The sequence below is a fragment of the Hymenobacter sp. B81 genome, assembly GCF_044628455.1.
Classification (GTDB): Bacteria; Bacteroidota; Bacteroidia; order Cytophagales; family Hymenobacteraceae; genus Solirubrum.
This window is the reverse complement of record NZ_JBIYZW010000001.1, coordinates 840,120-866,149: the sequence shown is the minus strand read 5'-3', so window position 1 is coordinate 866,149 and position 26,030 is coordinate 840,120. Positions and strand designations below refer to the sequence as shown.

Below are 26,030 nucleotides of genomic sequence, written 5' to 3'. Positions count from 1 at the left end.
ATGAGTGAGCGTAAGGGCGCGGCCGGGCGGCTGCTGAAGGGCCTGGCCCTGGGAGTGCTGCTGACCACGGTGGCCTGCTCGCCGCTGCGGCTGCTGGGGCCGCGCCAGCGCCTGCTCACCGACGTGCAGCTGCGGGGCGTGCAGCAGGCCGACGAGGAGCAGCTGCAGACCCTGTTTCGCCAGCGGCCCAACGACAACTTTCCGCTGCCCAAGCTGGCAATTTACAACCTCGGCTACACCTTCTACAATCCCGAGCGCCTGCAGCAGAAGCTCGACACCACCCGCACCGAGTTCAGCCGCCGTATTCAGGCTGCCGGCACCGACTCGGTGGCGGTGGGGCGGCTGCTGCAGAAGCGCGAGCGGCGCACCCAGCGCCTGCAGGCCGCCCTCGACAAGGGCAACGCCATCATGCGCCTGGGCGACCCGCCGGTTATCTACGACTCGGCGCTGACCCGCGTCACGGCCGGGCAGATCGGCATCTTCCTGCGGGCCAAGGGCTTTTTCCGCGCCCGCGTGGCCGCCGCCGACACCACCGACTGCCCGCGCGGGCTGTTTGGCGGGCCGGCGCGCGACTCGCTGGGCTGCCGCCGCGTGGCCGTGACTTACCGCGTGCAGGAAGGCCCGCGCTTTCACATCAGCCAGCTCAGCTACGACATTGCCGACTCGGCCGTGGCCGCCATCGTGCGGGCCGACACCAGCCAGGCGCTGCTGCGCGTGGGCTTGCCCTACGACGAGGAGCTGATTGGCCGTGAGCGGACCCGGCTGGAAACCCTGCTCAAGAACCGCGGCTACTACGACTTCCGCCAGCAGTACATCACCCTGGAAGCCGACACCAGCTTCGCGCCCTACTCGGTGCGCCTGCTGGTGCTGGTGGAAAACCCGCCCGAGCTGGCCGCCCACCGCGCCTACACCGTGCGCAACGTGACGGTGATTACCGACGCGGGCGTGAACCGCTTCGGCGTGCAGCGCGACACGGTGCGCCGCAACGGCGTCGACTACCTGGCCTACGACCACCGCTTCAGCACCCGCATTCTGGACCGCAAGCTGGTGGTGCGCCCCGGCCAGACCTACAGCCTGAGCAACTCCATTCTGACCCAGCGCCAGCTGGCCGAGCTCGACGTGTTCCGCTTCACAGGCGTGAGCTACCAGAAAGTGCGCAACCCCACTGACACCACGGCCGCCATTCTGGACGCGGTGGTGAGCACCTCGCCGCTGAAAAAGTACCAGGAAACCAGCGAGCTGGGCGGCACCTACGTGGCCGGGCTGCCCGGTCCCTTCGGCAACTTCCGCCTGCGGGTGCGCAACGCCTTCGGTGGGGCCGAAATCCTCGACATCGGCCTGCGCGCCGGCATCGAGGGCCAGTTCGGGCTGGTCGACGACTCGCCCGGCGGCAACCGCATCGAGTCGACCTACACCACCCAGCTCGGGGCCAATGCCAACCTCACCTTGCCGCAGTTTCTGCTGCCCTGGCGCAGCAACCGCCTGTTTACCCGCTACAGTCCGCGCACGCGCATCTCGGCCAGCTACACCTACGTGAACCGCCCCGAGTACGCGCGCACCACCCTCGAGGGCACCTACGACTACATCTGGCAGCGCAGCGCCTTTCACCAGTTCGTGCTCACGCCGCTGAACCTGAGTTTGGTGAACACCCCGCGCCTGCAGCAGCGCTTCCGCGAGTTGCTGCTGAGCCAGAGCAATTCCCAGGCCCTGCTGCGCTCCTTCGACCGCCTGCTGGTGCCCAGCATCAACGCCAGCTCGCTCTACAACTCCAACGACTTCACCCAGACCCTCGACGCGAAGTACCTGCGTTTGTTTGCCGAGCTGGGCGGGCCCTTCCGCCAGGCCTACACCAGCCCCGGCAGCCGCGCCGAAGCCCAGATGGGCAACCTGGTGGTGCTCAACTACGCCCGCCTGAGCGCCGACTTCCGCCGCTACCACAAGCTCACGGCCCGGCAGTTTCTGGTGTGGCGCCTGAACGGCGGCTGGGTGCAGGCCTTGTCGAAAACCGCCTACTACGGCGCCAGCGGCGAGCAGGTGAGCAACAGCTACGTGCTGCCCTACGACAAGTACTTCTTTGCCGGCGGTGGCTCGAGCGTGCGGGCCTGGCGCCCCCGCCGCCTCGGGGCGGGCTCGTTTCCCACCCTGCTCGACTCGGCCGGCATTCTGCGCCTCGACAGCCGGGGCTTGCCGCGGCGCAACGAAACCGCCGAGCAGCCGGGCAACCTGCTGCTGGAAGGCAGCGTGGAGTACCGCTTTCCCATCTACGACTACATCAACGGGGCGCTGTTCACCGACTTCGGCAACGTATGGACCCTGCAGGAAAGCCGCCGCGACGCCTCGGGCTACACCAACGGTACCTCCAGCTTCAGCCCGCGGCGCTTCTACCGCGAGTTTGCCGTGGGCTCGGGCGCGGGCCTGCGCTTCGACTTCACCTTCCTGATCGTGCGCCTCGACCTGGCCCTGAAAGTGTACGACCCCACCGCCCTGCCCCAGGACCGCTGGGCGCTGCGCCGCTTCGCCTTCTTCACCGATTCCCAGAAGCCCTGGCTCAACACCCCGGCCCTGAACGTGGGCATCGGCTACCCCTTCTAGCGGTGAGGTGGTGAGTTTGCTGTGCTGACGCACTGGCAGCAAAAGGCCCCGGTAACGACGGTTACCGGGGCCTTTCTCGTTGTTGACCTGGCTACGATGAGGGGCGAAAACAACCCTCCGCATTTCCGCACTTAATAGCCGAGCAGCTCCTGCAGGGCCGTGAGCACCTTATCGGCGGAGGGCAGCATCTGCCGCTCCAGCTCCACGTTCAGGGCAATGGCGGGCAGGTTGGCGGCACCCAGGGTAAACACCGGCGCGTCGAGCTGCTGGAAGCAGTGGCGCTGAATGCGGCCGGCCAGGCTTTCGGCGAAGGAGTTCATCAGCGGCTCCTCGGTGAGCACCAGCACCTTGCCGTGGCGCTTGGCGGCCGCTTCCACGGCTTCCCAGTCGAGCGGATTGAGGGTGCGCAAATCCAGAATTTCGACCTGCCCGGGCAGCTGCTTGCTGGCGGTTTTGGTCCAGTACACGCCCATGCCGTAGGTGATTACCACGCAGGTGTCGCCCTGGCGCAGCTTTTCGGCCAAAGCCTCCTGCACCACGTTGGCCTTGCCCAGCGGAATGACGTAGCCGGCGGCCGGCTCCACGGTTTTGGCGTCTTCGGTGCCAGGCACCTTGCTCCAGTAAATGCCCTTGTGCTCGAGCATCACCACCGGGTTGGGGTCGAGGAAGGCGGCGCGCATCAGCCCCTTCATGTCGGCGGCGTTGGAAGGGTACACCACCTTGATACCGCGGATGGTGAGCAGGGTGCTTTCGATGGAGCCCGAGTGGTAGGGCCCGCCCCCGCCGTAGGCCCCGATGGGCACGCGGATCAGGCTCTGCACCGGGAACTTGCCCATCGACAGGTAACAGGACTTGCTCAGCTCTTCCACCAGCTGGTTCAGGGCCGGCCAGATGTAGTCGGCAAACTGGATTTCGACAATGGCCTTAGCGCCCACCGCGCTCATGCCCGCGGTTGAGCCCACGATGTAGGCTTCCTGGATGGGCGTGTTGAACACCCGGGCGTCGCCGTACTTCTTGGCCAGCAGCGCGGCCTCGCGGAACACGCCGCCCAGCTCGCCGCCCACGTCCTGGCCGTAGAACAGGGCCTCGGGGAATTCGCGCAGAATGTCGTCCACCGCGTGCAGGGCCGCGTCGACCATGATGGCCTTGTCGGCGCCCTGCGGGGCCCGCTCGCCGGCTTCCTCGGTTACGGTAGCCGGGGCAAACTCGTGGTCGGCGAAGGTGGCCGGGTCGGGGTTGGGCGCGGCCAGGGCCCGCTGGTAGTCTTCTTCTACCGTGGTGCGGGCCTGCGCGGCCAGGTAGCCCAGCTCGCCTTCGGCGAAGCCCTCAGTGAGCAGCTGCTGGTGAAAGCGCGGCAGCGGGTCGTTTTGCTGGTGCTCGGTGAGGTTGTCGCCGCGGTACCACTCGCGGCGCACGCCGCTGGTGTGGTGGCCCAGCAGCGGACACTTGGCGTGCACCAGCACCGGGCCGCGGCGCCGGCGCACGTACTCGGTAGCCGCCGTCATGGTGGCAAAGCTGTCCACGAAGTCGGCGCCGTCGCACTGCAGGCGGTGCAGGCCCTTGAAGCCGGCCGCAAACTCGTAGGCGTCCATGGCGCGCATCTCACGGCCGGTGGCCGAAATGCCCCACTCGTTGTCCTGCACCAGGTAAATGATGGGCAGCTGGTGCAGCACCGCCATTTGCAGGGCCTCGGCCACTTCGCCCTCGGTCATGGCCCCGTCGCCGATGGAGCACAGCACCACGGGTTGCTGCGCGGCGGCGGGCAGCACGCCCTGGCTTTCGAGGTATTTCACGCCGTGGGCCATGCCGGTGGCCGGAATGGCCTGCATGCCGGTGGCCGAGCTCTGGTGCGGAATGACGGGAATACCCGGGCGGCGCAGCGAGGGGTGCGAGTAGTAGGTGCGCCCGCCCGAGAAGGGGTCGTCGCGCTTGGCCATGAGCTGCAGCATCAGCTCGTAGGGCGTCAGGCCCAGGCCCAGCATAAAGGCGTCGTCGCGGTAGTAGGGGGCGCAGTAGTCAGTTTCACGCAGCTGGAAGGCGGCAGCCAGCTGAATGGCCTCGTGGCCGCGGGCCGAAGCGTGCACGTACTTGGCCGTCACGGCCTTGTTTTCTTCGTAGAGCCGGGCCATTTCGGCCGAGGTCTGCATCAGCCGGTAAGCCCGCAGCAAGGTGGCGCGGTCGGGCTGGGTGGCGGGAATAAAGTCGGTTTCGGGGGTTTCCAGGGCAGTGGAGGCTTGCATCGACGGGGAACGGGGTGGCGAAGGGCCGAATTTACGGCATCCCCGGCAGATTGACCGGCCACAATGATTACCGGGCGCCGCCGTTTCGGCCCTGCTCCCCCTCCGCGCTACAGTCCCGCGCGGCCGGTAGTACTATTGTTTTTCCACCCGCTCCGCTCCGATGCCCCACCGTTACGCGCTGCTTCGTTTGCTTGCCTTTTTTCTGCTGCTGACCGGCGGCCGCCCCGCCCGCGCCCAGGGCGAAAACAACCACTGGACGTTCAGCTTTCTGCTGGGCCTCGCCTTTGAGCCCGCGGGGCCGGTGTTTGCCCGCTCCGCCACCAGCGCATTCGAGAGTACCGCCACCATTTCCGACGAGCGCGGCCAGCTGCTATTCTACACCAACGGCACCACCATCTGGGACCGGCAGCACCAGCCCATGACCAACGCCTGCGCCAGCTGCGACGGTGCCCAGAGCGTGCTCTACGGCGACGACTCCTCCAGCCAGGGCGTGCTCATCGTGAAAAAGCCCGGCAGCGCGTCGATCTACTACGTGTTCACCACCGACGTGCAGTCCAACAACTTCGCGCGGGGCCTCACCTACACCGAGGTGGACCTGACCTTGCGCGGCGGCCGGGGCGGCGTAACGGCGGTGCGCAACGTGCGCCTGCCCACGCCCACGCTCGCCAACATCGTCACCGAAGGCCTGGCTGGCATGCAGCACCCCAACCGCCGCGACGTGTGGGTGGTGGTGCACGGCCAGGATACCGACGCCTTCTACAGCTTCCTGGTGACGGCGGCCGGCATCAGCCCCGCGCCGGTCATCAGCCCCGTGGGCACGCCCGCCACCCGGCTGAGTACCATGAAGTTTTCGCCCGACGGCCGCCGCCTGGCCCGCTGCGGCGCCATTTCCGCACCCCTGGAGCTGTTCGACTTCGACGGCAATACCGGCCAGTTCAGCAACCAGCAGGTGCTGTGCCCCGTCAGCAGCACCTGGAAAAATACCGATGTGGAGTTTTCGCCCGACGGCACCAAGCTCTACCAGCAGCAGACCTTCCTGGGCCCGGTAGCCCGGCCCACGCTGCAGCAGTACGACCTCACGGCCGGCTCTCCGGCCGCCATCGTGGCCTCGCGCCAGCTGGTGGGCGAGCTGCCGTTCGAGGCGCACCTGGCGCTGGGGCCCGACGGCCGCATCTACTCCTCGCCCACGCCCCACCTGGGCGTGATTGACCGGCCCAACCGCCAGGCCCCCGACGTGAACCTGCGGGTGATGGGCGTGCCCAACCCCGGCGGCAACAACGCCTGGGCCCTGCAGAACATCGTGCGCCCGCAGCCGCCGGCCCTCGACTACATGGTGGAGACGGCCTGCGCCGGCGCCACCGTGGAGTTCCGCCCCTACGAGGTACCCGGCGACACCGAGCCGCTCACCTGGACCTTCCTCGACCCGGCCACCGGCGCAACCGACTCGGTGCAGGCCACCAGCACCACGCGGCATTACCCCACGGCCGGCACCTTCGTGGTGACCCTCTCGACCCGGGTGCGGGGCCAGAACTACCGGCACCGGCGCTACGTGGTCATCTCGCCGCTGCCCACTACGGGGCTGCCCCCCGGCCCCCAGGCCCTGTGCCAGCCCACGGCCCTGCTCAAGCTCGCCGAGCAGCCCGTGGGCACCACCGTGCGCTGGTCCGACGGCTCGGCGGGCACTATGCTGCAAGTGACGCGGCCGGGCAAATACTGGGTTGAGTTGCGCAACTATCAGGGCTGTCAGCGCACCGATACGGTCGAGTACACGCCCTGCTTTATTCCCAACGTCATTACGCCCAACGGCGACCCGGCCAACGAGGTGTTCCGCCTGATTGACCTGCCGCTGAACACCTGGCACCTGCAGGTGTACAACCGCTGGGGCCGCCTGGTGTACCGCCAAGAGCGCTACGACAACCGCTGGAACGCCGCCGGCCTGCCCAGCGGCCCCTACTACTACCTGCTCACCCACGCCCAGTCGGGCCAGCGCCTGCGCGGCTTCGTGGAAGTGATGCGCTGATTGGGCGGCAGCCGCCCAGACCGCGTGGAGGCCCGGTTCGAAGGGTAACTACCGCCGTTCCACGAACGGCGAATACGTGCCGGTGCCCGGGCTTGACTACAGGTGGATTCTGCTCGCGCAACCGCTACAGCAGCCGGCTCCGTGCCGGCGCGCCGCCGGCCGCCCGTGCCCGCAGCGGGCCGGCACCGGCCGGGCAACTCAGCCCATGAGGCTGTGCCGGGTGAGCCCGGCCGGTGCCGGCTACTGGCAGATGATTTCAGGCCGCGGTTTTTCCGCAACCCAGCCCGCCGCCCAAAGCCGCTGCCGCGCTGTTGGGGCCCGACCGGCTCCCCGGCTGCCGCGGGGCAAACCGAACCCAACGGGCCATTGCGGAGTAGCCCTAGGCATGAATCGTTTTCGCGCGCTGTGGCAGAACCTGAACGCCAGCCTGTGGTTTGTGCCGACGCTGATGGTGGCCGGCGCCATCCTGCTGGCGTTCGGCCTGGTGCTGCTCGATGCCCGCGTGCCGCACGACTGGCTGCCGGACTACCCCTTGCTGTTCGGCGCCGGCGCCGACGGTGCCCGGGGCATGCTCACGGCCATTGCGGGCTCCATGGTGACGGTGGCCGGCCTGATCTTTTCCTTGACCCTGAGCACCCTGGCGCAGGTATCGAGCCAGTACACGCCGCGGGTGCTGCGCAACTTCATGCGCGACCGGGCCAACCAGCTCGTGCTGGGGTTCTTCGTCAGCATCTTCGTTTACTGCCTGATCGTGCTGCGCACCATCCGGGGCGGCGACGAAGGGCGCTTTATTCCGTCGCTGGCCGTGGGCATGGGCCTGGTGCTGGCCCTGGTCAGCATCGGGGTGCTGATCTTCTTTATCCACCACATGGCTTCCTCCATTCAGGCGGCCAACATCGTGCGCAACGCCACCGAAGAAACCGAAGCCGCCATCCGCCGCCTGTTTCCCGACCGGCTGGGCCAGCCGGCCGACGCGGCCGACGCCCGGGAGCTGCTGCGCCAAGCCGGTCAGCTCAGCTGGCAGCCGGTGCCGGCCCGGGCCACCGGCTACGTGCAAAGCGTGGACGAAGCCGGGCTGCTGGCGCTGGCCCGTACGCTGCCGGGCGTCGTGCGCATGGAGCACGGCATCGGGGGCTTCGTGGCCCGCGGGGCGGCGCTGGTGTCGGTGGCGCGCTACGGGCCGGGCGCGGCGCGGGTCACGGATGAGCTGATCCGCCAGGCCAACAGCCTGTTCAGCCTCGGCAGCCAGCGCACCATCGAGCAGGACGCGGGTTTTGGCCTGCGCCAGATTGTCGACATTGCCCTCAAGGCCCTCTCGCCGGGCGTCAACGACACCACTACCGCCATCATTGGCGTCGACCACCTCGGCGCCCTGCTCGCGCAGCTGGCCGACCGCCACCTGGCCGGGCCCTTACGCGCCGACGCCGACCAGGTGCGCGTGGTGGCCGTACGCCCCTCTTTCGAGCAGTTTGTGGCCACGGCTTTCGACCAGGTGCGCAGCAGTGCCGCCGGCAACGCGGCCGTGTACCTGCGCCTGCTCACGGCCCTGGCTACCATCGCCCAGCGCACCCAGGACCCGCCGCGCCTGCTGGCGCTGCGCCAGCAGGCCGAGCTGGTGGCAGAAGCCGCCGAGCGTACCCTGGCCACCGAATACGAGCGCGCCCAGGTACGCGAGCGGCTGGGCAAGCTGCTGCCGCAGCTGCGCTAAGGCAACGGATTGTTTCCGCCCTGCCCACCGTTGATTCGCCCGCGCTCATTCTTCATTGCGTACTACTTATTGGGCCCAGTTGAAGCAGACGGCGCGCACAGCCCTACGGGAAAATACCCAGCGCCTGGTAGCTGACGCCGACCTTCTCGATGGCGGCGTAAAAGGCGGCGGTGCGCAGGTCCTGGATGCCCGGCACCTGGCGCATGACCGTGCGAATCTCGTGGTAGGCCCCAATCATGGTGTCTTCCAGGCCCGAGCGCACCAGGCTGATTTCGTCGGCGCCGCGCACAATCAGCTCCCGCTCCTGGGCGCTGATGCTCTTGCCGGTGGTTTGCTCGATGGTGCTGACCAGGCGCCGCAGGGAAGCTTCCTCCGCCCGCTTGCCCATGCGCCCGAAGCGCACGTTGGAGAGGTTTTTCAGCCACTCGAAGTACGACACCGTCACGCCGCCGGCGTTCAGGTACAGGTCGGGTAGCACCACGATGCCGCGCGCCAGCAGCACCTGCTCGGCCCCCTGGGTGACGGGGCCGTTGGCGCCCTCCGCCACTACCTTGGCCCGGATCCGGGCCGCGTTGCCTTCGTGAATCTGGTTTTCCAGGGCAGCCGGCAGCAGCACGTCGCAGTCGTACTCCAGCAGCTGGGCCGAGTCGGTTATGCTTTCGGCGCCGGGATAGTGCAGGATGGAGCCGCTCTCGGTGCGGTGCCTGACCACGGCTTCCACGTCGAGGCCGTCGGCGGCGAAGATGCCGCCCTCGCGCTCAGCAATGCCCGTAATCAGGGCGCCTTCCTGCTGCAGAAAGTGCGCGGCGTGGTAGCCCACGTTGCCCAGGCCCTGCACGATGACGCGCTTGCCGGCCAGGCCGCTGCTGAGCCCCAGCGGCTGGAGCAGCTCCGCGTCGGCAAACAGCTCGCGCAGCCCGAAGAACACGCCCAGGCCGGTGGCCTCGGTGCGGCCGCGGATGCCGCCCTGGCCCACGGGCTTGCCCGTGACGCAGCCCAGGGCATTGGTGTCGCCGAACTTAAAGGCCAGGTAGGTATCGGCAATCCAGGCCATTTCGCGGCTGCCGGTGCCGTAGTCCGGGGCCGGCACGTCCATGCCCGGGCCGATGAGGTTTTTCTTGATCAGCTCGCTGGCGTAGCGCCGCGTGACGCGCTCCAGGGTCTGCACCGAGCTGGTGCGGGGGTTGATTTTCACCCCGCCCTTGGCCCCGCCGAAGGGCACGTCGACCAGGGCGCACTTAAACGTCATCAGCGTCGCCAGGGCCTTCACCTCGTCTTCGTCGACGTGGATGCTGTAGCGAATGCCGCCCTTGCTGGGCAGCTTGTGGTGGCTGTGCTGCACCCGGATGCCCTCGAACACCTGAATCTGCCCGTCGACCTCCACCGGGAAGTTGACCTTGTAAATGCTGTTGCAGGCCTTGATCTGCGCTAGGATGCCCGGGTCGAGCTTGGAGTGGCGGGCGGCCTGGTCGTAGAACTGCAGCACGCTGGCGTAAAAGTCTTTTCCCTGGGTTGGCTGGCTCATGGCAAGGCAGTTAAAGGTGCAGCTATGGGAGAGCTAACGGCGAATCCGGCGCCACTGTTGCTCCGCCGCTGCCGTCCGGGGCTCGGGAGCCGGCGCCGGGCCGGGCCCGAAAACCAGGCCCACCTGACCGCGCCGCCGGCCGGCCGAACGGCCGAGAATTGCGGGCGTTGTCGCCGGGGCGGCCGCCAGGCAGCTTCCGGCGGCCCGCCTGCTGCCCGGGCGCCCCTGGCCCGACCTCACAGGTTTTTCTGAGGTAGGAAAAGTCGTGAGGTCACGGGCACCTAACGACTTTTTCAGTCCGTGCGAAAGTCGTTAGGTCACGGGCTACCTAACGACTTTTTCAGTCGGCGCAAAAGTTGTGAGGTCACGGGCTACCTCACGATTTTTTCAGTTCGCGCAAAAGTCGTGAGGTGCCCGGCGCGGGAGGGCGGACCGCAGCGGGTGCTGCCAGAAACGCTACTGAGTCCCCGGCTTCGGGCAAAATCCCCACCTTTGCGCTGACTAAAAACAGGCGGCGGACTGACGACAGTCAGGTTTTGGTGGGCCGGGCCGGGCGAATTTCGCCCCATCACTCAGCCCCTTTCTGCCCCATGAGCACCCCGCTTCTCTCCCCCGCCTTCACCCCCGACATGACGACCGATACCGACACCCAGCTCCAACCCTTCCGCCAGCAGGTAGAGCAGTGGATGCGCCAGTTCCAGCAGTGGCTCTACACCGAGCTGCAAACCACCGACGGCGGCGCCACCTTCGCCGCCGACCTTTGGCAGCACCACTCGGGCGGCGGCGGCGAGTCGCGCGTAATTCAGAACGGGCGCATCCTGGAGAAGGGCGGGGTGAACTTCTCGGCCGTGTGGGGCCAGATGGACGAGCGCGCCGCCCAGCACCTGCTCATGCCCGACCCGCGCTACTTCGCCACCGGCGTATCCGTAGTGCAGCACCCGCGCAGCCCCCGCGTGCCCATTTCGCACATGAACGTGCGCTACTTCGAGGCCGGCAACGGCGAGGCCTGGTTTGGCGGTGGCCTCGACCTGACGCCCATTTACGTGGACGAGCAGCAGGCCCGCTGGTTTCACGGCCAGATCGAGCAGGTGTGCCAGCGCCACCACCCCAGCTACTACCCGCGCTTCAAGGACTGGGCCGACGAGTATTTCTTCCTGCCCCACCGCCAGGAAACCCGCGGCGTGGGCGGCATCTTCTTCGACCGCCTGGTGGTGGGCAAGGACGGCTCGCGCGAAGAGCTGTTTGCCTTCATCCAGGACGTGGGCGAAGTGTACGGCCGCACCTACTGCGAGCTGATGCGCCGCAACGCCGAGCTGCCCTATGGCGAGGCCGAAGTAGCCTGGCAGATGCAGCGCCGCGCCCGCTACGCCGAGTTCAACTTGGCCTTCGACCGCGGCACCAAGTTCGGGCTGGAAACCGGCGGCCGCACCGAAAGCATCCTGATGAGTTTGCCCCCGCGCTGCGAGTGGCACTACAACGTGCAGCCCGCCCCCGGCTCGGCCGAGGCACAAACTCAGCAGTGGCTGAAAAAGGGCGTAAATTGGGCGGAAAATTCCCCCAATTCGCTTGATTGAACGCCTGCAGGAACTCGACCGATGGCTGCTGGTAGCGGCCAATAGCTCGGCTACCCCCGCCCTCGACCGGTTCATGATATTCATGTCCGACCGCTTCGTGTGGTTTCCGGCCTACCTGGTCATGGTCATTGCCCTGGCCTATTATTTCGGCCGGCGGGCCTACCTCATCATTCCCCTGCTGGGCTTGTGCGTGGCCCTGGCCGACTCCATTTCGAGCCGCTTTTTTAAGCCCTTCTTCGCCCGTCTGCGCCCCTGCCACGACCCCGACCTGTCGGAAACGCTGAACCTGGTGAACGGCTGCGGCGGCAAGTTCGGCTTCATTTCCTCGCACGCGGCCAACGCCTTTTCCCTGGCCGTGTTCCTGTGCCTGGTGCTGCCGCGCCGCTTCTGGCCCGTGAAGACGCTGGTACTGGTGTGGGCCGCCCTGGTGAGCTACAGCCGCATCTACCTGGCCGCCCACTACACCAGCGACGTGCTGGCCGGCACCACCCTGGGGGCCCTGCTGGCGTGGTTCTGCTACTGGCTTTACCGCCGCGGCGAAGCTCGCTGGTGGCCGGGGCATCAGGTGACAGGTGACAGGTGACAGGTGACAGGTGACAGGTGACAGGTGACAGGTGACAGGTGACAGGTGACAGGTTTATACCGAAAAAAGCCCCGTAGCGTTTGCTGCGGGGCTTTTTTGTTTAACGGTTTTGCTACTTCTTGGCGGGCTTGCGGTTGCCGGTGTGGCCGTCGCCCCGGTCGCCCTGGCCCGATTTGCTGGTGACGCTGGAGTTGTGCCGGTCGTCCTGCGAGAGGGAACGGTTCAGGTCCACGTTGCTGGTGAACTGGCCCTGCTCGTTGCGGCGCACGTAGCGCTTGTCGCCGGGGTTGGGTTCTATCAATTCGCGTTTCGACATGACGCAGAAAGAGTTGGTGGTCCTGGTTTTGTACGCGGCCCCGGCAAAAAGGTAGCAACGAGCCGTACCAGCCGCAACCGGCAGGAATTATAGACGGGCAAACGGCAACAGCCGCTGCTGAAATAGCTTCCATCGTAAATCATCGGCGTACCGGTGTGCAAAGCTTTCTTTTTCCGCCCAGGGGAGCTTATGGTACGCCTCCCACCTTCGCTCCCGGGTTTCATAATCCTCGTCGGCGCAACCGGGGTGGTCTACCACGCGGCAGTAATGCACGTAGTGGCCGAATTCGTGCAGCAGGGTCCGGTACAGTTGGGTATTGCGCACCGCTTCCGGCTCCAGTTCCGCTACGAAAGAATTGCCCGTTTCCCGGAAAGCGTGCCCGTCTGCTCTTAACCGGGCCAGCTCTTGTTGGTCGTCCACCGAAAGGCTTTTCGCCCATTTCAGCGCCCGGGAATAATTCACTGCTTCGAGGACAACGGCCGGGTAGAAACGGCCTTCTAACTCATACGAGTAAATCAGCCGGCCCCATACCCCCGACAGCACTTCTTCCTTTCTTTTCGGCTGCCGCAGCACAATCAGCTTTAGCTTGCCATAATCTTCTGCCGGGATAAGCGTGAGCAGCCGCTTGATATCCTCCACCGAACAAGCGTGCGCGGCCCCGCTGCGGGTTGCCTCAACTATGAAGACAAATTCATGCCCGTTAATTACGGCGCTGGTTTTCTGATAACGGCTGAGCCGCTCGTAGTACAACTTCGAATCCTTTCTGGAATCAGCAATCCGCAATCGGTTGTTTTGTCCGTACCCTTGCTTGACCGTGCCGATATTCCGATTTCGCCTGGCGGGGCTGTGCATAATTTCTGAAGCCTAGCGGGGCTCTCCTATATATTTATCGTGAATGCGGACTGATTTAAAGATCATAAAAGAATACAGGGTATTGTCGTTCAAGGGCACCCGATACGCACCCTTGGCTTTCATCAGATAGGCCGCTATTGCGGTCATATCCCACCCATCGCACTCGTCAGCCGTCCAGAGTGGTTCGGTGAGTTTCATAAAGCTTTCACCCCGGCGCAGCCCAAATGCGCGGACCTGCCCGATTTCAGACCGGACTTTTTCGTAGGAATGCGAGTTGTCCCAGGCCCAGAGCCAGGTATTGGACTTCAACGATACGGAGCCTACGTACTCGTAATCAATAACCAGCTTAGGCAGGGTTGGGTCGCTGAACGTCAGCTGCCCGGTGGCTTCGTCGTAGTACCAGTTGTCATACTCGCTGAGGTGATAAGCCGAGTCGCAGCGGGCTTGCTGAAGCTGCAGGTAGGCGCAGGCCCTATGCGTCAGGGAATCGTAGCTGATCGGCTCGTCGGCCGATGCTTCGGTCAGCCTCGCGGACCTGGGATTCTCCGTACAGCCCGACAGCAGCCCCGAGCCGATCAGGCCCAGCGTCAGATATCCATATAACCTGCCAACCATGCTTGTAGCGCTGCTTCGTTCACGATCCGTAACCTACCGCCCCAGCAGCTTGGCCACGTACTTGCCCACGATGTCGAACTCCAGGTTCACTTGGTCGCCGGGGCGCAGGTGCTGGAAGGTGGTGTGCGCGTAGGTATAGGGAATGATGGCCACCGAAAAGCCGTCGTCCGAGCTGTTGAAGCAGGTCAAACTCACCCCGTTGATGCAGATGGAGCCCTTTTCTACCGTTACGCGCCCCGGACCGGTGGCGTGGCGGAAGCGGTAGAGCCAGGAGCCGTTCTGGTCCTCCACGGCCTCGCAGGTGGCCGTCAGGTCGACGTGGCCCTGCACGATGTGGCCGTCGAAGCGGCCGTTGGCTGAGAGGCAGCGCTCCAGGTTTACCTGCCGGCCGGGTGCCCAGCTCTCCAGGTTGGTTTTCTGCAGCGTTTCGTCGATGGCCGTGACGGTGTGGGTGCCGGCGGCCGCGTCCAGCGCTACGACCGTCAGGCACACGCCGTCGTGGGATACGCTCTGGTCGATCTGCAGCTCGCTGAAAAAGGGCGAGGCGACGGTAAAATGGCGGTTGCTGCCTTCCTGGCGCACGTCGGTGATGGTACCGAGGGCCTCAATGATGCCGGTGAACATTCTTAAATGTGCGGGAATGTGGTGAATGTGCTTAATGTGGTCGAATGCCAGAATGTTTGACGTGCCCATTGCTAACTGAATTCATAACAAGCACATTCCTCACATTTTCCACATTCCCGCACATTACTTACCTCGCCCTTCCACGATGATTTTCACCGTGTAGAGCATCACCCGAAAGTCCATGGCCAGGCTCATGTTTTCGATGTAGAGGATGTCGTACTTGAGGCGCTGCACCATCTGGTCCACGGTTTCGGCGTAGCCGTACTTCACCTGGCCCAGCGAGGTGATGCCCGGGCGCACGCGGTGCAGGTGGCGGTAGTGCGGGGCCACCTGCATGATCTGGTCGATGAAGAACTGCCGCTCGGGGCGCGGGCCCACCAAGCTCATGTCGCCCTTGATGACGTTCCAGAACTGCGGCAGCTCGTCGAGGCGCACCTTGCGCATGAAGCGGCCCCAGGGCGTGATGCGCGGGTCGTTCTTGCTCGACAGCGCCGGCCCCAGCCGCTCGGCGTCCACGTACATCGAGCGGAACTTGTAGATCTTGAAGGGCTGGCCGTGAATGCCGATGCGCTCCTGGGCAAAGAAAATCGGCCCCGGCGAGGAAAGGCGCACCATCATAGCTGTGAAGGCATACACCGGCCAGGCCAGCAGCAGAAACAACGCCGAGCCCACGATGTCGATGACGCGCTTGACTACCTCCTGCCACACCGGCAGCAAATCCTGCTTGATTTCGATGAGCGGGGTGCCAAACAGGTGGTTGACCTTCACCGAGCCCAGCAGAATCTGGTACACGTCGGGCAGCACGCTCACCCGGGCGGGCGTACCCTCCAGCTGCTCGAGCACGCGCTGAATCATCTGGTGCTCGGAGGGCTCGAGGGCAATGACGACCTGCTCGATCTTGAGGGCGCGGATCAAAGCCGGCAGCCGCTCGTAGGAGCCGCGGCGGGGCAGCTCCACGGCCAGGTCGGGGTCGACGGCGTCGCCCACCGGGGCAAAGCCCACAATGTTGAGGCCCAGGTGGCGGTTGGTGCGCTCCAGCTCGCGGTAGGTTTCGCGGGCCAGGGCGCTGGCTCCCACGATGAGCGTGTTGAAGGAAATCACGCGCCGCCGCACCAGCCCTTGGATGCTGGTAATGGCCCAGGTGCGGGCAATGGCCGTGATGGTGAAGTGCAGCAGGAAGTAGGCCGAAATCGTCTTGTAGTAGAGCCGGTAGCTGCTCACGCCCTGGTCGTCGAGCAGCAGGGCGAAGAAGATGACCACGGCCCCCAGAAAGGAGATGCGCGCCAGGCGGATGATTTCGGCCACCCGCGACTTGCGAAAGATGTCGCGGTACTCGCCGATCAGGGCGTAGAGAATCACCCAGAAGGCGGCAATCATCAGGGCCGAGCCGGTGAGGGTGAACAGCTGGTCGCCGGTGAAGCGGTAGCCCTCGTTGATTTCGCTCAGCAGGTACTTGCGCAGCAGGAAGAAAGAGCCCCAAGCCAGCAAGGCCCCGCCGAAATCGGCGGCCAGCAGCTTGAACTTTTGCAGGGAGCGAATCAAGGAATCGGTATCGAAGCGGGAAGGAAACGCGCGCCGGCCAAAAAACCGGGCCGGCGGCGTAGCTTCGCGGCTGGAAGTAAAAAGCCCGGCGCGAGCCGGGCGCAAAGGTAGGGCTGGATTCCGTACCGGGAAACGCCCTCGTATACACTGCTATGTCGCACGCCGCCGATACCTACCGCCACCGGGGCCAGCGTCGCGCCCTCGTGGAGGAGCTGCGCCGCAAGGGCATCCGCGACGAGCGGGTGCTGGCCGCCATCGGCGAGGTACCGCGCCACCGCTTTTTCGAGCGCGGCTTCGAGTCGCACGCCTACCAGGACAAGGCCTTTCCCATCGGCGAGGGCCAGACCATTTCGCAGCCCTACACCGTGGCGTTTCAGACCGAGCTGCTGCGCCTGAGCCCCGGGCAGCGGGTGCTGGAGGTGGGCACCGGCTCGGGCTACCAGTGCGCGGTGCTGCTGGCCGTGGGCGCCGAGGTGTTCAGCATCGAGTACAACGCCGTGCTGTTTGAGCGCACCCGCCGGCGCCTGCACGAGCTGCAGCTGGGCGGCGCGCACTTGTTTTGCGGCGACGGCTCGGTGGGGTTGCCCGCCCACGCACCCTACGACGGCATTCTGGTGACGGCCGCTGCCCCGGCCCTGCCCCGGCCGCTGCTGCGCCAGCTGCGGGTGGGTGGCCGCCTGGTGGTGCCGGTGGGCAACGAGCAGGTGCAGCGCATGGTGCGCGTCACGCGCGAGTCGGCCGAGGGCTTTGCCCAGGAAGAGCTGGGCGACTTCCGCTTCGTGCCCCTGCTGGGCGCGGCGGGCTGGGCCAGCTAAAGTGGCTCGGGCTCATCGGCTTGAATTCCTCTACCCCTTGCGTACCTTGGGGCTGCTTTTCGCGCCCGGTACTATTCCGGGTTGGCCCGTCGTTATTTCGGCTTTCCCCGGCGGACCTGCTCCGAGTCTTTTTCTTCCACATCCATTTTCTTCATGCTACGAAAACTTCTACCCGCTCTGCTGCTGGCCGTTAGCGCCTGGTGGTCTACGGGCCAGGCGCTGGCCCAGCACCAGCCCCGGCCCGAGCACAACTTCGGCTACCGCTGCGCCTTCGACAGCGTGCAGCAGGCCGAGTGGCAGCGCAACCCCGGCGCCGAGCGCGAGTACCGCGCCTTCCTGCAGCAGGTAGCCCAGATGTCGGCCGCCGACCAGGCCCGCCTGCGCGCCCAGCCCGACGTGACGGTGCCGGTGGTGGTGCACGTGATTCACACCGGCGGCGCCAACAACATCTCCGACGCGCAGGTGTACGACGCCATCCGCATCCTCAACGAGGACTTCAACAAGCAGAACCGCGACACCAGCGACGTCATTGCCGCCTTCCAGCCGATCTACGCCCGGGTGGGCTTCCAGTTCCGCCTGGCCCAGAAAGACCCCAACGGCAACTGCACCACCGGCATCACCCGCACGTACTCGACCCAGACCAACATCGGCGACAACAACGTGAAGGACGTGATTCGCTGGCCCACGGAGCGCTACGTGAACATCTGGGTGGTCGACCGCGCCAACGGCGCCGGCGGCTACGCCATCCTGCCCTGCGGCGGCGGCTCGCTCTACGACGGCATCGTGATTCTGAACACCCAGTTTGCCAGCATCGGTCGTGCCTGCAGCTCCAACTTCTGCCACCGCTCCATGACCCACGAGATGGGCCACCACTTCGGCCTGCCCCACACCTGGGGCGGCTCCAACACCCCCGGCCTGGCCTCGAACTGCACCCTCGACGACGGCATTGCCGACACGCCCAACACCACGGGCGTGGGCGCGCCGGCCGGCGGCAGCGGCTGCCCGCTCACCAGCGCCCCCTGCGGCGTGCAGGCCAACGTGCAGAACTTCATGGACTACTCCAGCTGCGCTAAGATGTTCACCGAGGGCCAGAAACTGGTGATGCGCGCCTCGCTGAACCTCTCGTGCCGCTCGACCATGGTATCGCAGGCCAACCTGGTGGCTACGGGCACCAACGACGGCTACGTGCCGGTGCTGTGCAACCCCAGCATCGCCTTCCGCGCCTCGGGCAGCATCATCTGCGAGGGCAGCACCATTACCTTCAACGATTACTCCTACAACGCCGACCTGACCGGCGCGCAGTTCCAGTGGAGCTTCCCCGGCGGCACTCCCGCCAGCTCCACGCTGCGCAACCCCACCGTGCGCTACAACACCGCCGGCACCTACGACGTGACCCTGACGGTAACCACCGCCGACGGGCGCACCAACACCCTCACCCGCTCGCAGTCGGTGCAGGTGCTGGGCGCGGCCGTGGCCGTTTCGGCCCCCTACGTCGAGTCGTTTGAGAATCCCATCTGGCCGCAGCTTGACGTGGCCCGGCCCGAGAAAAGCTGGCGCATCGAGAGCAGCGCCACCAGCCCCGAGCGGTGGCAGCGCGTGGGCTCGGTGGGCTACACGGGCGCGTCCAGCCTGCGCCTGCGCAACCCCAACATCGCCAACGGCACCGTCACCACCCTCTACTCGCCGGTGCTGAACCTGAGCGGCGGCGGCGGGCCCTACACCCTGCGCTTCCGCGAGGCTTACGCCCGCCGCAGCTCCGCCTCCACCGAAACCCTGCGCGTGTCGTTCAGCGACAACTGCGGCTCGAGCTGGAGCGCCACCACCAACTTCTCGGCCGCCTCGCTGGTGTCCAACGGCGGGGGCTTCGTGACCGGGCCGTTCATTCCCAACAACACCCAGTGGAAGGCCGTTGAAATTCCGGTGCCCGCCGCCTACCAAAGCTCCACCCAGCTGCTGGTGCGCATTGAGGTAACCACCAACGGGGGCAACTACCTCTACCTCGACGACTTCGCGGTTTCGGGTCCGCTGGCCAGCAAGGCCGCCGACATGGCCGCGCGCGGCATCGGGGTGTACCCCAACCCGCTCACCCGCGAAACCGCCGTGCAGTTCCGCCTCGACCAGCCCACCACGGCCCAGGTAACGGTGCTCGACCTGCTGGGCCGCCCGGTGCTGAGCCTGCCCACCCGTCAGCTGGGCGTGGGCCAGCAGCAACTGCTGCTCCAGGCCGAGGGCCAGCGCCTGAGCGCCGGCGTGTACGTGGTGCAGCTCACCCTGGGCCAGGACCGCTACACCACCCGCGTGCTGGTGCAGTAAACGCCGCAGGTACGACCTGATGTAGCAACGCCCCCGCACCGAAGCGCGGGGGCGTTGTTGCGTTCAGGGGCCGACGGCGGCGCGGGCGGGGCGGGCCGCTATCTTTGCGGCCGATTTACCGTTTTTCTACGCCCTACCCAGTGATGCGCAAACAAAAACCCGTGCGGGAGTCCTTCGTCCGAATGACGGAGCTGGTGCTGCCCAACGACACCAATACCCTCAACAATTTGATGGGCGGGCGCATGATGCACCTGATGGACATTGCCGCCGCCATTGCCGCCCAGCGCCACTCCAACCGCATCGTCGTTACGGCCTCGGTCGACAACGTCTCGTTTCGGGAAAGCATCCGCCTGGGCAACGTCATCACCCTCGAAGCCCAGGTGACGCGGGCCTTCAGCTCGTCGATGGAAGTGCACATCGAGGTGTGGGCCGAAGACATTCCCAGCGGCACCAAGGTCAAGTCCAACGAGGCCTACTTCACCTTCGTGGCCGTGGACCAGGCCGGGCGCCCCATCGACGTGCCCGAGGCCGTGGCCGAAACCGAGGAGGAAATCCGCCACTACGACGGGGCCCTGCGCCGCCGCCAGCTGCGCCTGATTCTGGCCGGCCGCATGAAGCCCCACGACGCCACCGAGCTGAAGGCCCTGTTCGACATGGAATAAGGCCCGGGGCTGGCTAACTTGCTGTCAGTAGCGCGGCGCCCCCGGTTCATGCTTCGCCGGCGGCGCCGCGCTGGTTGGTTTCCTTACTTCCCGCTTTCCCTTGGACGACGCCACGCTTGCTTTTTACCAGCAGCTCTACGCCGGCACGCCGCTGTACGTAGTGCCCGAGTCGCACCCCGCCGCCGCCGCGCCCGCCCCGGGCGCAGGCGCTACGCCATTGGCAGCCTTGGCGCCGCCCGCCGCCCCGGCGGCAGCGGTAAACCTGGCTCCGGCCGCGCCGCAGTCCGTGCCGCAGCCGGCCCCGTCGGTTCCGCCAGCAGCACCCGCTTTGCCGGTAGCTGAGCCTTTGCCGGTAGCTGAGCCGCTGACGCCCGCGGCGGCGCCCGGCCGGCTGCCTTCACTGGCCGACCTGAAAGCCGCCCGCGCCGCCGCGGCCGGACCGCCGCCCCCGGCGCCGGTTTCCGAGCCAGCACCGGTAAAGGCACAGCCGCCTGTCCCTGAGCCAGTTCTGCCTCAGCACGTAGCCCCGCGCCCCCCGGTGCCCTTCGATACGCTGGGCAGCAACGCCCGCGGCATCGTGCTGCTGGTGCGCGTCGAGCCCGACCAGCTCATCAAGCTGCAGCGCAACGTCTTTCTCAACAACATGCTCAAGGCCATTGGCCAGGTGATGGAGGAGTGCGTGGTGGTGAACGTGCGCAGCCCCTACCCCGTGGCCCTGGCCGACCTGCGCGCCAGCGGCCTGGCAGTGAGCCAGGCCATCGGCTTCGGCAAAAACCTGCTCGACGTGGCCACCAAGCGCACCCAGCCCTACGAGCCCGTGCGCCTGGGCGACGTGGCCTACCTGCCGGCCGCCGAAATCGAAATCATCGAGTACGATAACGGCCGCAAAAAGCAGCTCTGGCAGGCCCTGCAGCGCATGTTCCTGGGTTAGCGGTGGCCGGGGGCAGGCCGCTTCTCAGTCAAACAAGGTTACGAGGCGCTCGACCAGGGACTCGCCCCGCAAATCCTGCCCGATAACCCGCCCCTGCGCATCGAGCAGCACCGAAGCGGGTATGCTGCGCAGGGGAAAGCGGGCGTAGGAAGCCTGCCCGTTGGGGTCCCAGGTCAGCACGCCGGCCAGGCTGTCCTCGGCTACCACTTGCCGCCAGTTGGCGCGTTCCGGCTCCAGGCATACGCTGTACAGGCGCAGGCCCTGGGCGGCATACTCGGCGCAGAGCTGGTGCACCTGCCGGGCTTCTTGCCGGAAGGACCGCTGCGAAGGCCACCAGAAGTAAACGAGCACCGGCTGGCCCCGGAGCGACGACAACGCCACCGGACGGCCATCGATACCGGGCAGCACGAAGTCTTGGGTTCCCAGCTCGCGGATGGGAGCCGACGTGTCCAGCCGCAGCTTGGCTCCCAGGTATTTTGTGTAGCGCGAGTCGGGCCGCAGCTGCTCGAAGCGGGTGCGCATTGAGTCGATAAACGCCCGGTCGAGGCTGAAATCGAGTAGGTAAGCCGTAGCGTATGCCGCCGCCAACGCGCCGGAATTGCTTTGCACAAACTGCCGTACGTCGCGACGGAATACACTTCTGCTCTGGTAGTACCGCCGCTGAATCAGGCGCAGCGTATCGGGGTGCGAAGCGGCGGCCAGCAAGCGGCGCTCCAGCAGCCCGACGCGCTGGTCCTGCCGGCGAATCAGCGCCTGCATCTTCTGTAGATGAGCCGTTTCAGCGGAACCCCGCACCGTGTAGGTGGCGGCGGGGCGGCGCAGGTCGCCCGCAACCTGCTGCGCGGAGCCGTTGCTCAGCACCAGCATCACGGAGCGCGCCGAATCGGCAAGGGGCGCCCCCGGGCGGAAGCTGAGCGCATACACGTCGGCTTCGGGTACCTGCCCAGCCAGGCGAAACCTCCCCTGCCGATCCAGCCGCGCCGAATCCAGCACCCTCGGCTCGTTGCCAGTTGTCAGCAGCGAAACCACGGTGCCGGTCGGGGCCGCTTCCAGCCGGCCCTTGAGGGTAAAGCCCGCCGCCGGGGTGCTGGTCGGCACCGCCGCCTGCCGACAGCCCGCCGACAAAAGCAGCAAACCACCCAGTCCGAACGCCCCAATCAGGTTTTTCATGCAGTACAGCGGCCCTGGCAGCCGGCTCCTAAGGGCTAAGTGGCGGCTAAAGTACGGTCGCGAACGGGCGAAAACGCGCCGGGCCCACCGAAATTCGGTGGGCCCGGCAGTGGCGTTCAGCAGATGGGCTTACTTCAGCTCCTTGGCCAGGCGGGCTTCCAGGGCCGCGCCGCGCAGGTTTTTGGCCACGATGCGGCCCTGCGGGTCGAGCAGGAAGTTCATCGGAATGCCCGTTACGCCGTACTGCTGCCCGGCGGCCGACTGCCAGCCTTTCAGGTCCGATACGTGGGTCCAGGTGAGGCCGTCCACCTGAATGGCCTTCTCCCACTTGGCCTTGTCCTGGTCGAGCGACACGCCGTAGACGGTGAAGTTCTTGTCCTTGTATTTCTGGAAAGTGCGCACCACGTTGGGGTTTTCCTGGCGGCAGGGGCCGCACCACGAGGCCCAGAAATCCAGCAGCACGTACTTCCCGCGCAGGCTGCTCAGGGCTACGGTCTTGCCGTCGGGCGCGGTCAGCGAGATGTCGGGGGCCACGGTGCCGATGGAGGTTTTGCGCAGGGGTTCGAGCTTCTGCACCAGAGCCTTGGTGTAGCGCGAGTCGGGGCGGGCCTTTTTCAAGCCGGTGGCCACGCTGTCGGCAAAGCCGAAGTTCTCGTCGGGGTTGATCAGGTTCGATACCACGAAGGCCGAAACCACCGAGGTGCTGTTCTGCTTCACCAGCTTCTTGAGCACGGCCGTGCTTCGGTCGCGGGCGGCGTAGAACTGCTGCTCAATCAGCGGCATGGAATCCTGGCGGCCGGCCTGGGCATTGAGCTGGAAGCGCTGCTCGATGCGGCCCATGGTGGTCTTGGACTGCTGCATGGCGCGCGTCACCTGCTGGAGCATCTCCGAGTCCTTGGAGCCCTTCACGGTGTAGTTGGTGGCCAGCTGCTGGGCGTCGCCGGTGAGCTGCAGCTTGGTGTTGTTGTCGAGGGCCAGCAGCACCTGGTTGGGCTCGTTGACTTTGAGTTGGTAAAGGCCGGCCTCGGTGACCGTGCCGCGGAAGCTGAACCGGCCCTGGGCATCGGTCTTGGCCGTGTCGCGCGAAACGAACTGCTGCTCCGTCAGCTCCGACAAATACACCGGCGTGCCGGCCGGCGCGTTGCGCAGCTGCCCGCTGATTTCGTAACCGCCCTTGGCGGCGGTTTCGGCGCTGCCCGACGGGTTAGCATCGGAGCAGGCGGTTTGGGTGGTGCCCAGCAGGGCAGCGGCCAGAATCAGGCTTAGCATAGGGTACTTCATCTTCAAGGAAAACAAGCCGGGCCGCGAGCAGGCCCGGCGAAGTCGGCAATTGCACCCGCAAGTTGCCGATTTGGGCCGGAATGCGAAACGCCCGGCCCCACTCCCGTGCAAAACCCGCCCGGCCTTGCTTGGTTCCCCAACGCCGGTTGCGGCCCGTTATTGGCTGCCCGCTTTTCGGCCCGTGAGGGCGGCGTCGAAGCAACCCCGGCTGGCTTTTTCCGAAGTTTCTGCCGCGCTACCCGGGGAGGCCTGGCGGACACTCGCGTCGCGGCGGCTTAGCGGGCGGCCAGCAGCTCGGCCACTTTCTTTTCCAGCTCTTCGCCGCGCAGATTCTTGGCGATGATGCGGCCCTGCGGGTCGAGCAGTACGGTGGCGGGAATCGAGCGGATGCCGTACTGCTGGCCGGCGGCCGACTGCCAGCCCTTCAAATCCGACACGTGGGTCCAGCCCAGTCCGTCGGCCTCGATGGCCTTGAGCCACTTGTCCCGGGAGTTGTCGAGCGACACGCCGTAAATCTCGAAGCCCTTGCTTTTGTAGGCCTGGTAGAGCTTCACCACGTTGGGGTTTTCCTGGCGGCAGGGGCCGCACCACGAGGCCCAGAAGTCGATGAGCACGTACTTGCCGCGCAGGCTGCTCAACGCCACCGGCTGGCCGTTGGTGCCGCTCAGCGCAATGTCGGGCGCCACGGCCCCGATGGCGGTGGCCTGTTGCCGGGCGCGATGCTCCACCAGGGCCTTGGTGTATCGCGAGGCCGGCTGTACCTTCTCGTACACGGCCGTTACCGAGTCGAGAAAGGCGGCCTGGGCCTCGCGACCGAGCAAACTGAGGGCGGCAAACGGCCCCAGCATCGAGGGTTGCCGGGCCAGGGCCTTGGCTTGCAGCTCCTGGGCGGCCTCCAGCGCGTCGTACTGCTTTTCGATGGCAGCTTTGGCGGCCGGGTCCTGGGTGGCCTGGTAACGCGTCAGCAGCTCGCGCAGCTGGCCCGCGGTGCGCAGGCGCGCCTGCTCATAGGCCACGTAGCGGGTGGCCTCGGCGGAGCCGCGCACCGAGCCGGTCTGCGCCAGCTTGCTGGCCTCGCCCGCTACCTGCAACCGGGCGCCCGGCGCCAGCGGCACCCCCAGCATTTCGGGCTGGCCGCGCACGCTCAGGTAGTACACGGCTGGCTCGGCCACGCGCCCGCGCAGCCGGAAATTGCCGGCGGCATCCACCGCGGCCGAGTCGAGCCGCACGGCCTGCCCGGCCTGGCGGTCGACCAGGTACACGCGGGCACCGGCCGGGGCACTTTGCAGCTTGCCGCTGAGCTCGTAGTTGGGCTTGGCCGGTTTGGCGGAGTTTTGGGCGGCAGCCGGGCCGGCCAGCAGCGCGGCCAGGGCCAGCGCGGAGTAAGGCTTGATGATCATGCGCGGAGGGCGGATTGGAAGCGTCGACGAAAGATACGCGTCGGGGCCGAACCGTTGCGCAGGCCCCTGGCTTGACCGCTCAAGGCATCAGCTCGGCCAGCTTATCGTCCAGCGCCTTGCCGCGCAGATCCTTGGCAATGATGCGCCCTTGGCGGTCCAGCAGAAAGGAAGTGGGATACTGGTAGACGTTGTAGCGGTTGGCGGCTACGCTGTTCTCCCCGGCCGCATCCAGCACCTGGACCCATTGCAGGCCATCCTGCCGAATGGCCGTGGTCCAGGCTTCTTTGTTCTCGTCCACCGACACGCTGAACACCTCAAATCCTTTGGCCCGATACTGCTGCCGCAGCTGCACCAGATGGGCATTTTCGGTCCGGCAGGGGCCGCACCACGAGGCCCAGAAGTCGAGCACCACGTACTGGCCGCGTAGGCTGCTGAGCAGTTGCAGCTGCCCGTCGGGTCCGGGCAGCTGCACCTCGGGTGCCGGTTGCCCCACTGCGGTAGCCCGGCGCGCCGCCTGGTAGCGCAGCAACTGCTGGGTGTAGGGCAAAGCGGGCCAGCGGCGGGCAGCGTACTCCGTCACCGAATCGGCTAAGGCTTCGTCGCTACCGACCCCGCTCAGGAAGGTTGCCGTGACGTAGGGTGCCAGGTAGGAATCCTGCCGGGCCAAGCGCTTGGCGGCCGCGGCGAAGTCAGCCATGTTGGCGCCCCACTCCTGCTCCAGCCGCCGCTGCGCGGCCGAGTTGGTGGCCTGGGCCCGGCGTGGAGCCAGCTCTTGCAGGCGCCCCATGACGCGGGCGTGTTCCCGGTTCATGGCCGCCAGGGCCGTTGCCTCGGCTGTGCCCGTTACCTCCACTGTAGCCCACAGGCGCCGGGCGTCGCCCCGAACCTGTAGGCGGCTGCCGGGTGCCAGGGCCAGGCCGACCTCGGTGCCCAGGCCCGGCAGACGTAGCACGTACACCCGCGGGCCGGCCAGCTGTCCGCGCAGCCGGAAGCGGCCGGCAGCATCAGTCTGGGTGGAGTCCCGAACTAGGGGACGCCCCCGTTGGTACTCGGCGACCTGCACGCGGGTTCCCGCCGGGGCATAGCCGAGCTGTCCGCGGACTTCGTAGCCGGATGTAGCCGTGGCCGCCGGGCGCTGGGCTAAGGCGGGCAGGCTGCCGAGCAGCCAAATGAAGAGCAGAATCGAACGAAGCGGCATAGGTCAGACAACGGAATAAAAGCAACAAACCCGCCGAAGGAGGTCCACCGGCGGGTTTGAGGTTGCACG

The 26,030-nt window shown here is 66.4% G+C and carries 20 protein-coding genes; 9 read left to right on the top strand and 11 right to left on the bottom strand.

Annotated elements, in window-relative coordinates; all coding sequences use genetic code 11:
• Positions 1-2,592 (top strand): BamA/TamA family outer membrane protein, encoded by a 2,592-nt coding sequence (locus tag ACE191_RS03855; protein ID WP_400190864.1) that lies wholly within the window; start codon positions 1-3, stop codon positions 2,590-2,592.
• Positions 2,593-2,723: 131 nt separating this feature from the next.
• On the opposite strand, the gene ACE191_RS03850 is transcribed toward ACE191_RS03855, so the two are convergent.
• A complete protein-coding gene (locus ACE191_RS03850; RefSeq protein WP_400190863.1) occupies positions 2,724-4,832 on the bottom strand; it encodes a thiamine pyrophosphate-dependent enzyme in 2,109 nt (702 codons plus the stop codon).
• Positions 4,833-4,992: 160 nt separating this feature from the next.
• Between ACE191_RS03850 and ACE191_RS03845 the strand changes: the two genes are divergently transcribed.
• Together ACE191_RS03845 and ACE191_RS03840 are read left to right on the top strand one after the other, a co-directional pair.
• A complete protein-coding gene (locus ACE191_RS03845; RefSeq protein WP_400190862.1) occupies positions 4,993-6,852 on the top strand; it encodes a gliding motility-associated C-terminal domain-containing protein in 1,860 nt (619 codons plus the stop codon).
• A gap of 385 nt (positions 6,853-7,237) precedes the next feature.
• Positions 7,238-8,560, top strand: coding sequence for a DUF2254 domain-containing protein (locus ACE191_RS03840; protein ID WP_400190861.1), 1,323 nt, complete (start codon positions 7,238-7,240; stop codon positions 8,558-8,560).
• A gap of 103 nt (positions 8,561-8,663) precedes the next feature.
• On the opposite strand, the gene ACE191_RS03835 is transcribed toward ACE191_RS03840, so the two are convergent.
• Positions 8,664-10,085, bottom strand: coding sequence for a Glu/Leu/Phe/Val dehydrogenase (locus tag ACE191_RS03835; RefSeq protein ID WP_400190860.1), 1,422 nt, complete (start codon positions 10,083-10,085; stop codon positions 8,664-8,666).
• A gap of 629 nt (positions 10,086-10,714) precedes the next feature.
• On the opposite strand from ACE191_RS03835, the gene hemF reads away from it, so the two are divergent.
• Complete coding sequence (hemF, locus tag ACE191_RS03830) at positions 10,715-11,659, top strand: oxygen-dependent coproporphyrinogen oxidase (protein WP_400192295.1); 945 nt, start codon at positions 10,715-10,717, stop codon at positions 11,657-11,659.
• On the top strand, positions 11,652-12,242 hold the full coding sequence (locus ACE191_RS03825) for a phosphatase PAP2 family protein (RefSeq protein WP_400190859.1): 591 nt from the start codon (positions 11,652-11,654) through the stop codon (positions 12,240-12,242). Before hemF ends, ACE191_RS03825 begins: the two co-directional genes overlap by 8 nt.
• Before the next feature lie 112 nt (positions 12,243-12,354).
• Here the strand turns inward: ACE191_RS03825 and ACE191_RS03820 are convergent, their stop codons facing one another.
• The 5 genes from ACE191_RS03820 to ACE191_RS03800 form a co-directional block, all read right to left on the bottom strand.
• Positions 12,355-12,558, bottom strand: coding sequence for a hypothetical protein (locus tag ACE191_RS03820; protein WP_400190858.1), 204 nt, complete (start codon positions 12,556-12,558; stop codon positions 12,355-12,357).
• An 87-nt stretch (positions 12,559-12,645) separates the two neighbouring features.
• Positions 12,646-13,410 (bottom strand): hypothetical protein, encoded by a 765-nt coding sequence (locus ACE191_RS03815; protein ID WP_400190857.1) that lies wholly within the window; start codon positions 13,408-13,410, stop codon positions 12,646-12,648.
• A 12-nt stretch (positions 13,411-13,422) separates the two neighbouring features.
• Positions 13,423-14,025, bottom strand: a complete 603-nt coding sequence (locus ACE191_RS03810; RefSeq protein ID WP_400190856.1) for a DUF6882 domain-containing protein — start codon at positions 14,023-14,025, stop codon at positions 13,423-13,425.
• Positions 14,026-14,058: 33 nt separating this feature from the next.
• Positions 14,059-14,649: a riboflavin synthase gene (locus ACE191_RS03805; RefSeq protein ID WP_400192294.1), complete on the bottom strand. Its 591-nt coding sequence runs from the start codon at positions 14,647-14,649 to the stop codon at positions 14,059-14,061.
• A gap of 123 nt (positions 14,650-14,772) precedes the next feature.
• Positions 14,773-16,191, bottom strand: coding sequence for a sugar transferase (locus tag ACE191_RS03800; protein ID WP_400190855.1), 1,419 nt, complete (start codon positions 16,189-16,191; stop codon positions 14,773-14,775).
• 152 nt (positions 16,192-16,343) lie between these two features.
• On the opposite strand from ACE191_RS03800, the gene ACE191_RS03795 reads away from it, so the two are divergent.
• The 4 genes from ACE191_RS03795 to ACE191_RS03780 all read left to right on the top strand — a co-directional run bounded on the left by ACE191_RS03795 (position 16,344) and on the right by ACE191_RS03780 (position 20,912).
• Positions 16,344-17,006 (top strand): protein-L-isoaspartate(D-aspartate) O-methyltransferase, encoded by a 663-nt coding sequence (locus ACE191_RS03795; protein ID WP_400190854.1) that lies wholly within the window; start codon positions 16,344-16,346, stop codon positions 17,004-17,006.
• Positions 17,007-17,159: 153 nt separating this feature from the next.
• A complete protein-coding gene (locus tag ACE191_RS03790) occupies positions 17,160-19,319 on the top strand; it encodes a M43 family zinc metalloprotease (RefSeq protein ID WP_400190853.1) in 2,160 nt (719 codons plus the stop codon).
• Positions 19,320-19,462: 143 nt separating this feature from the next.
• Positions 19,463-19,981: an acyl-CoA thioesterase gene (locus ACE191_RS03785; protein ID WP_400190852.1), complete on the top strand. Its 519-nt coding sequence runs from the start codon at positions 19,463-19,465 to the stop codon at positions 19,979-19,981.
• Positions 19,982-20,081: 100 nt separating this feature from the next.
• Positions 20,082-20,912 (top strand): hypothetical protein, encoded by an 831-nt coding sequence (locus ACE191_RS03780; RefSeq protein ID WP_400190851.1) that lies wholly within the window; start codon positions 20,082-20,084, stop codon positions 20,910-20,912.
• A gap of 24 nt (positions 20,913-20,936) precedes the next feature.
• Here the strand turns inward: ACE191_RS03780 and ACE191_RS03775 are convergent, their stop codons facing one another.
• From ACE191_RS03775 to ACE191_RS03760, 4 genes are all read right to left on the bottom strand, one after another.
• Positions 20,937-22,082, bottom strand: coding sequence for a redoxin domain-containing protein (locus ACE191_RS03775; RefSeq protein ID WP_400190850.1), 1,146 nt, complete (start codon positions 22,080-22,082; stop codon positions 20,937-20,939).
• A 129-nt stretch (positions 22,083-22,211) separates the two neighbouring features.
• Positions 22,212-23,363 (bottom strand): redoxin domain-containing protein, encoded by a 1,152-nt coding sequence (locus ACE191_RS03770; RefSeq protein WP_400190849.1) that lies wholly within the window; start codon positions 23,361-23,363, stop codon positions 22,212-22,214.
• A gap of 275 nt (positions 23,364-23,638) precedes the next feature.
• Entirely contained in the window at positions 23,639-24,763 is a 1,125-nt protein-coding gene (locus ACE191_RS03765) for a redoxin domain-containing protein (RefSeq protein ID WP_400190848.1), read from the bottom strand.
• Positions 24,764-24,842: 79 nt separating this feature from the next.
• Positions 24,843-25,961, bottom strand: coding sequence for a TlpA family protein disulfide reductase (locus ACE191_RS03760; protein ID WP_400190847.1), 1,119 nt, complete (start codon positions 25,959-25,961; stop codon positions 24,843-24,845).
• Positions 25,962-26,030: the final 69 nt, after the last annotated feature.

Bases quoted from the DNA above. Each gene is read 5' to 3' on its own strand.
- ACE191_RS03790 (WP_400190853.1), top strand. From the start codon at position 17,160: ATGCTACGAAAACTTCTACCCGCTCTGCTGCTGGCCGTTAGCGCCTGG.
- ACE191_RS03815 (WP_400190857.1), bottom strand. From the start codon at position 13,410: ATGCACAGCCCCGCCAGGCGAAATCGGAATATCGGCACGGTCAAGCAA.
- ACE191_RS03785 (WP_400190852.1), top strand. From the start codon at position 19,463: ATGCGCAAACAAAAACCCGTGCGGGAGTCCTTCGTCCGAATGACGGAG.
- ACE191_RS03850 (WP_400190863.1), bottom strand. From the start codon at position 4,832: ATGCAAGCCTCCACTGCCCTGGAAACCCCCGAAACCGACTTTATTCCC.
- ACE191_RS03820 (WP_400190858.1), bottom strand. From the start codon at position 12,558: ATGTCGAAACGCGAATTGATAGAACCCAACCCCGGCGACAAGCGCTAC.
- ACE191_RS03855 (WP_400190864.1), top strand. From the start codon at position 1: ATGAGTGAGCGTAAGGGCGCGGCCGGGCGGCTGCTGAAGGGCCTGGCC.
- ACE191_RS03835 (WP_400190860.1), bottom strand. From the start codon at position 10,085: ATGAGCCAGCCAACCCAGGGAAAAGACTTTTACGCCAGCGTGCTGCAG.
- ACE191_RS03805 (WP_400192294.1), bottom strand. From the start codon at position 14,649: ATGTTCACCGGCATCATTGAGGCCCTCGGTACCATCACCGACGTGCGC.
- ACE191_RS03770 (WP_400190849.1), bottom strand. From the start codon at position 23,363: ATGAAGTACCCTATGCTAAGCCTGATTCTGGCCGCTGCCCTGCTGGGC.
- ACE191_RS03795 (WP_400190854.1), top strand. From the start codon at position 16,344: ATGTCGCACGCCGCCGATACCTACCGCCACCGGGGCCAGCGTCGCGCC.
- ACE191_RS03810 (WP_400190856.1), bottom strand. From the start codon at position 14,025: ATGGTTGGCAGGTTATATGGATATCTGACGCTGGGCCTGATCGGCTCG.
- ACE191_RS03840 (WP_400190861.1), top strand. From the start codon at position 7,238: ATGAATCGTTTTCGCGCGCTGTGGCAGAACCTGAACGCCAGCCTGTGG.
- ACE191_RS03845 (WP_400190862.1), top strand. From the start codon at position 4,993: ATGCCCCACCGTTACGCGCTGCTTCGTTTGCTTGCCTTTTTTCTGCTG.
- hemF (WP_400192295.1), top strand. From the start codon at position 10,715: ATGACGACCGATACCGACACCCAGCTCCAACCCTTCCGCCAGCAGGTA.
- ACE191_RS03775 (WP_400190850.1), bottom strand. From the start codon at position 22,082: ATGAAAAACCTGATTGGGGCGTTCGGACTGGGTGGTTTGCTGCTTTTG.
- ACE191_RS03765 (WP_400190848.1), bottom strand. From the start codon at position 24,763: ATGATCATCAAGCCTTACTCCGCGCTGGCCCTGGCCGCGCTGCTGGCC.
- ACE191_RS03760 (WP_400190847.1), bottom strand. From the start codon at position 25,961: ATGCCGCTTCGTTCGATTCTGCTCTTCATTTGGCTGCTCGGCAGCCTG.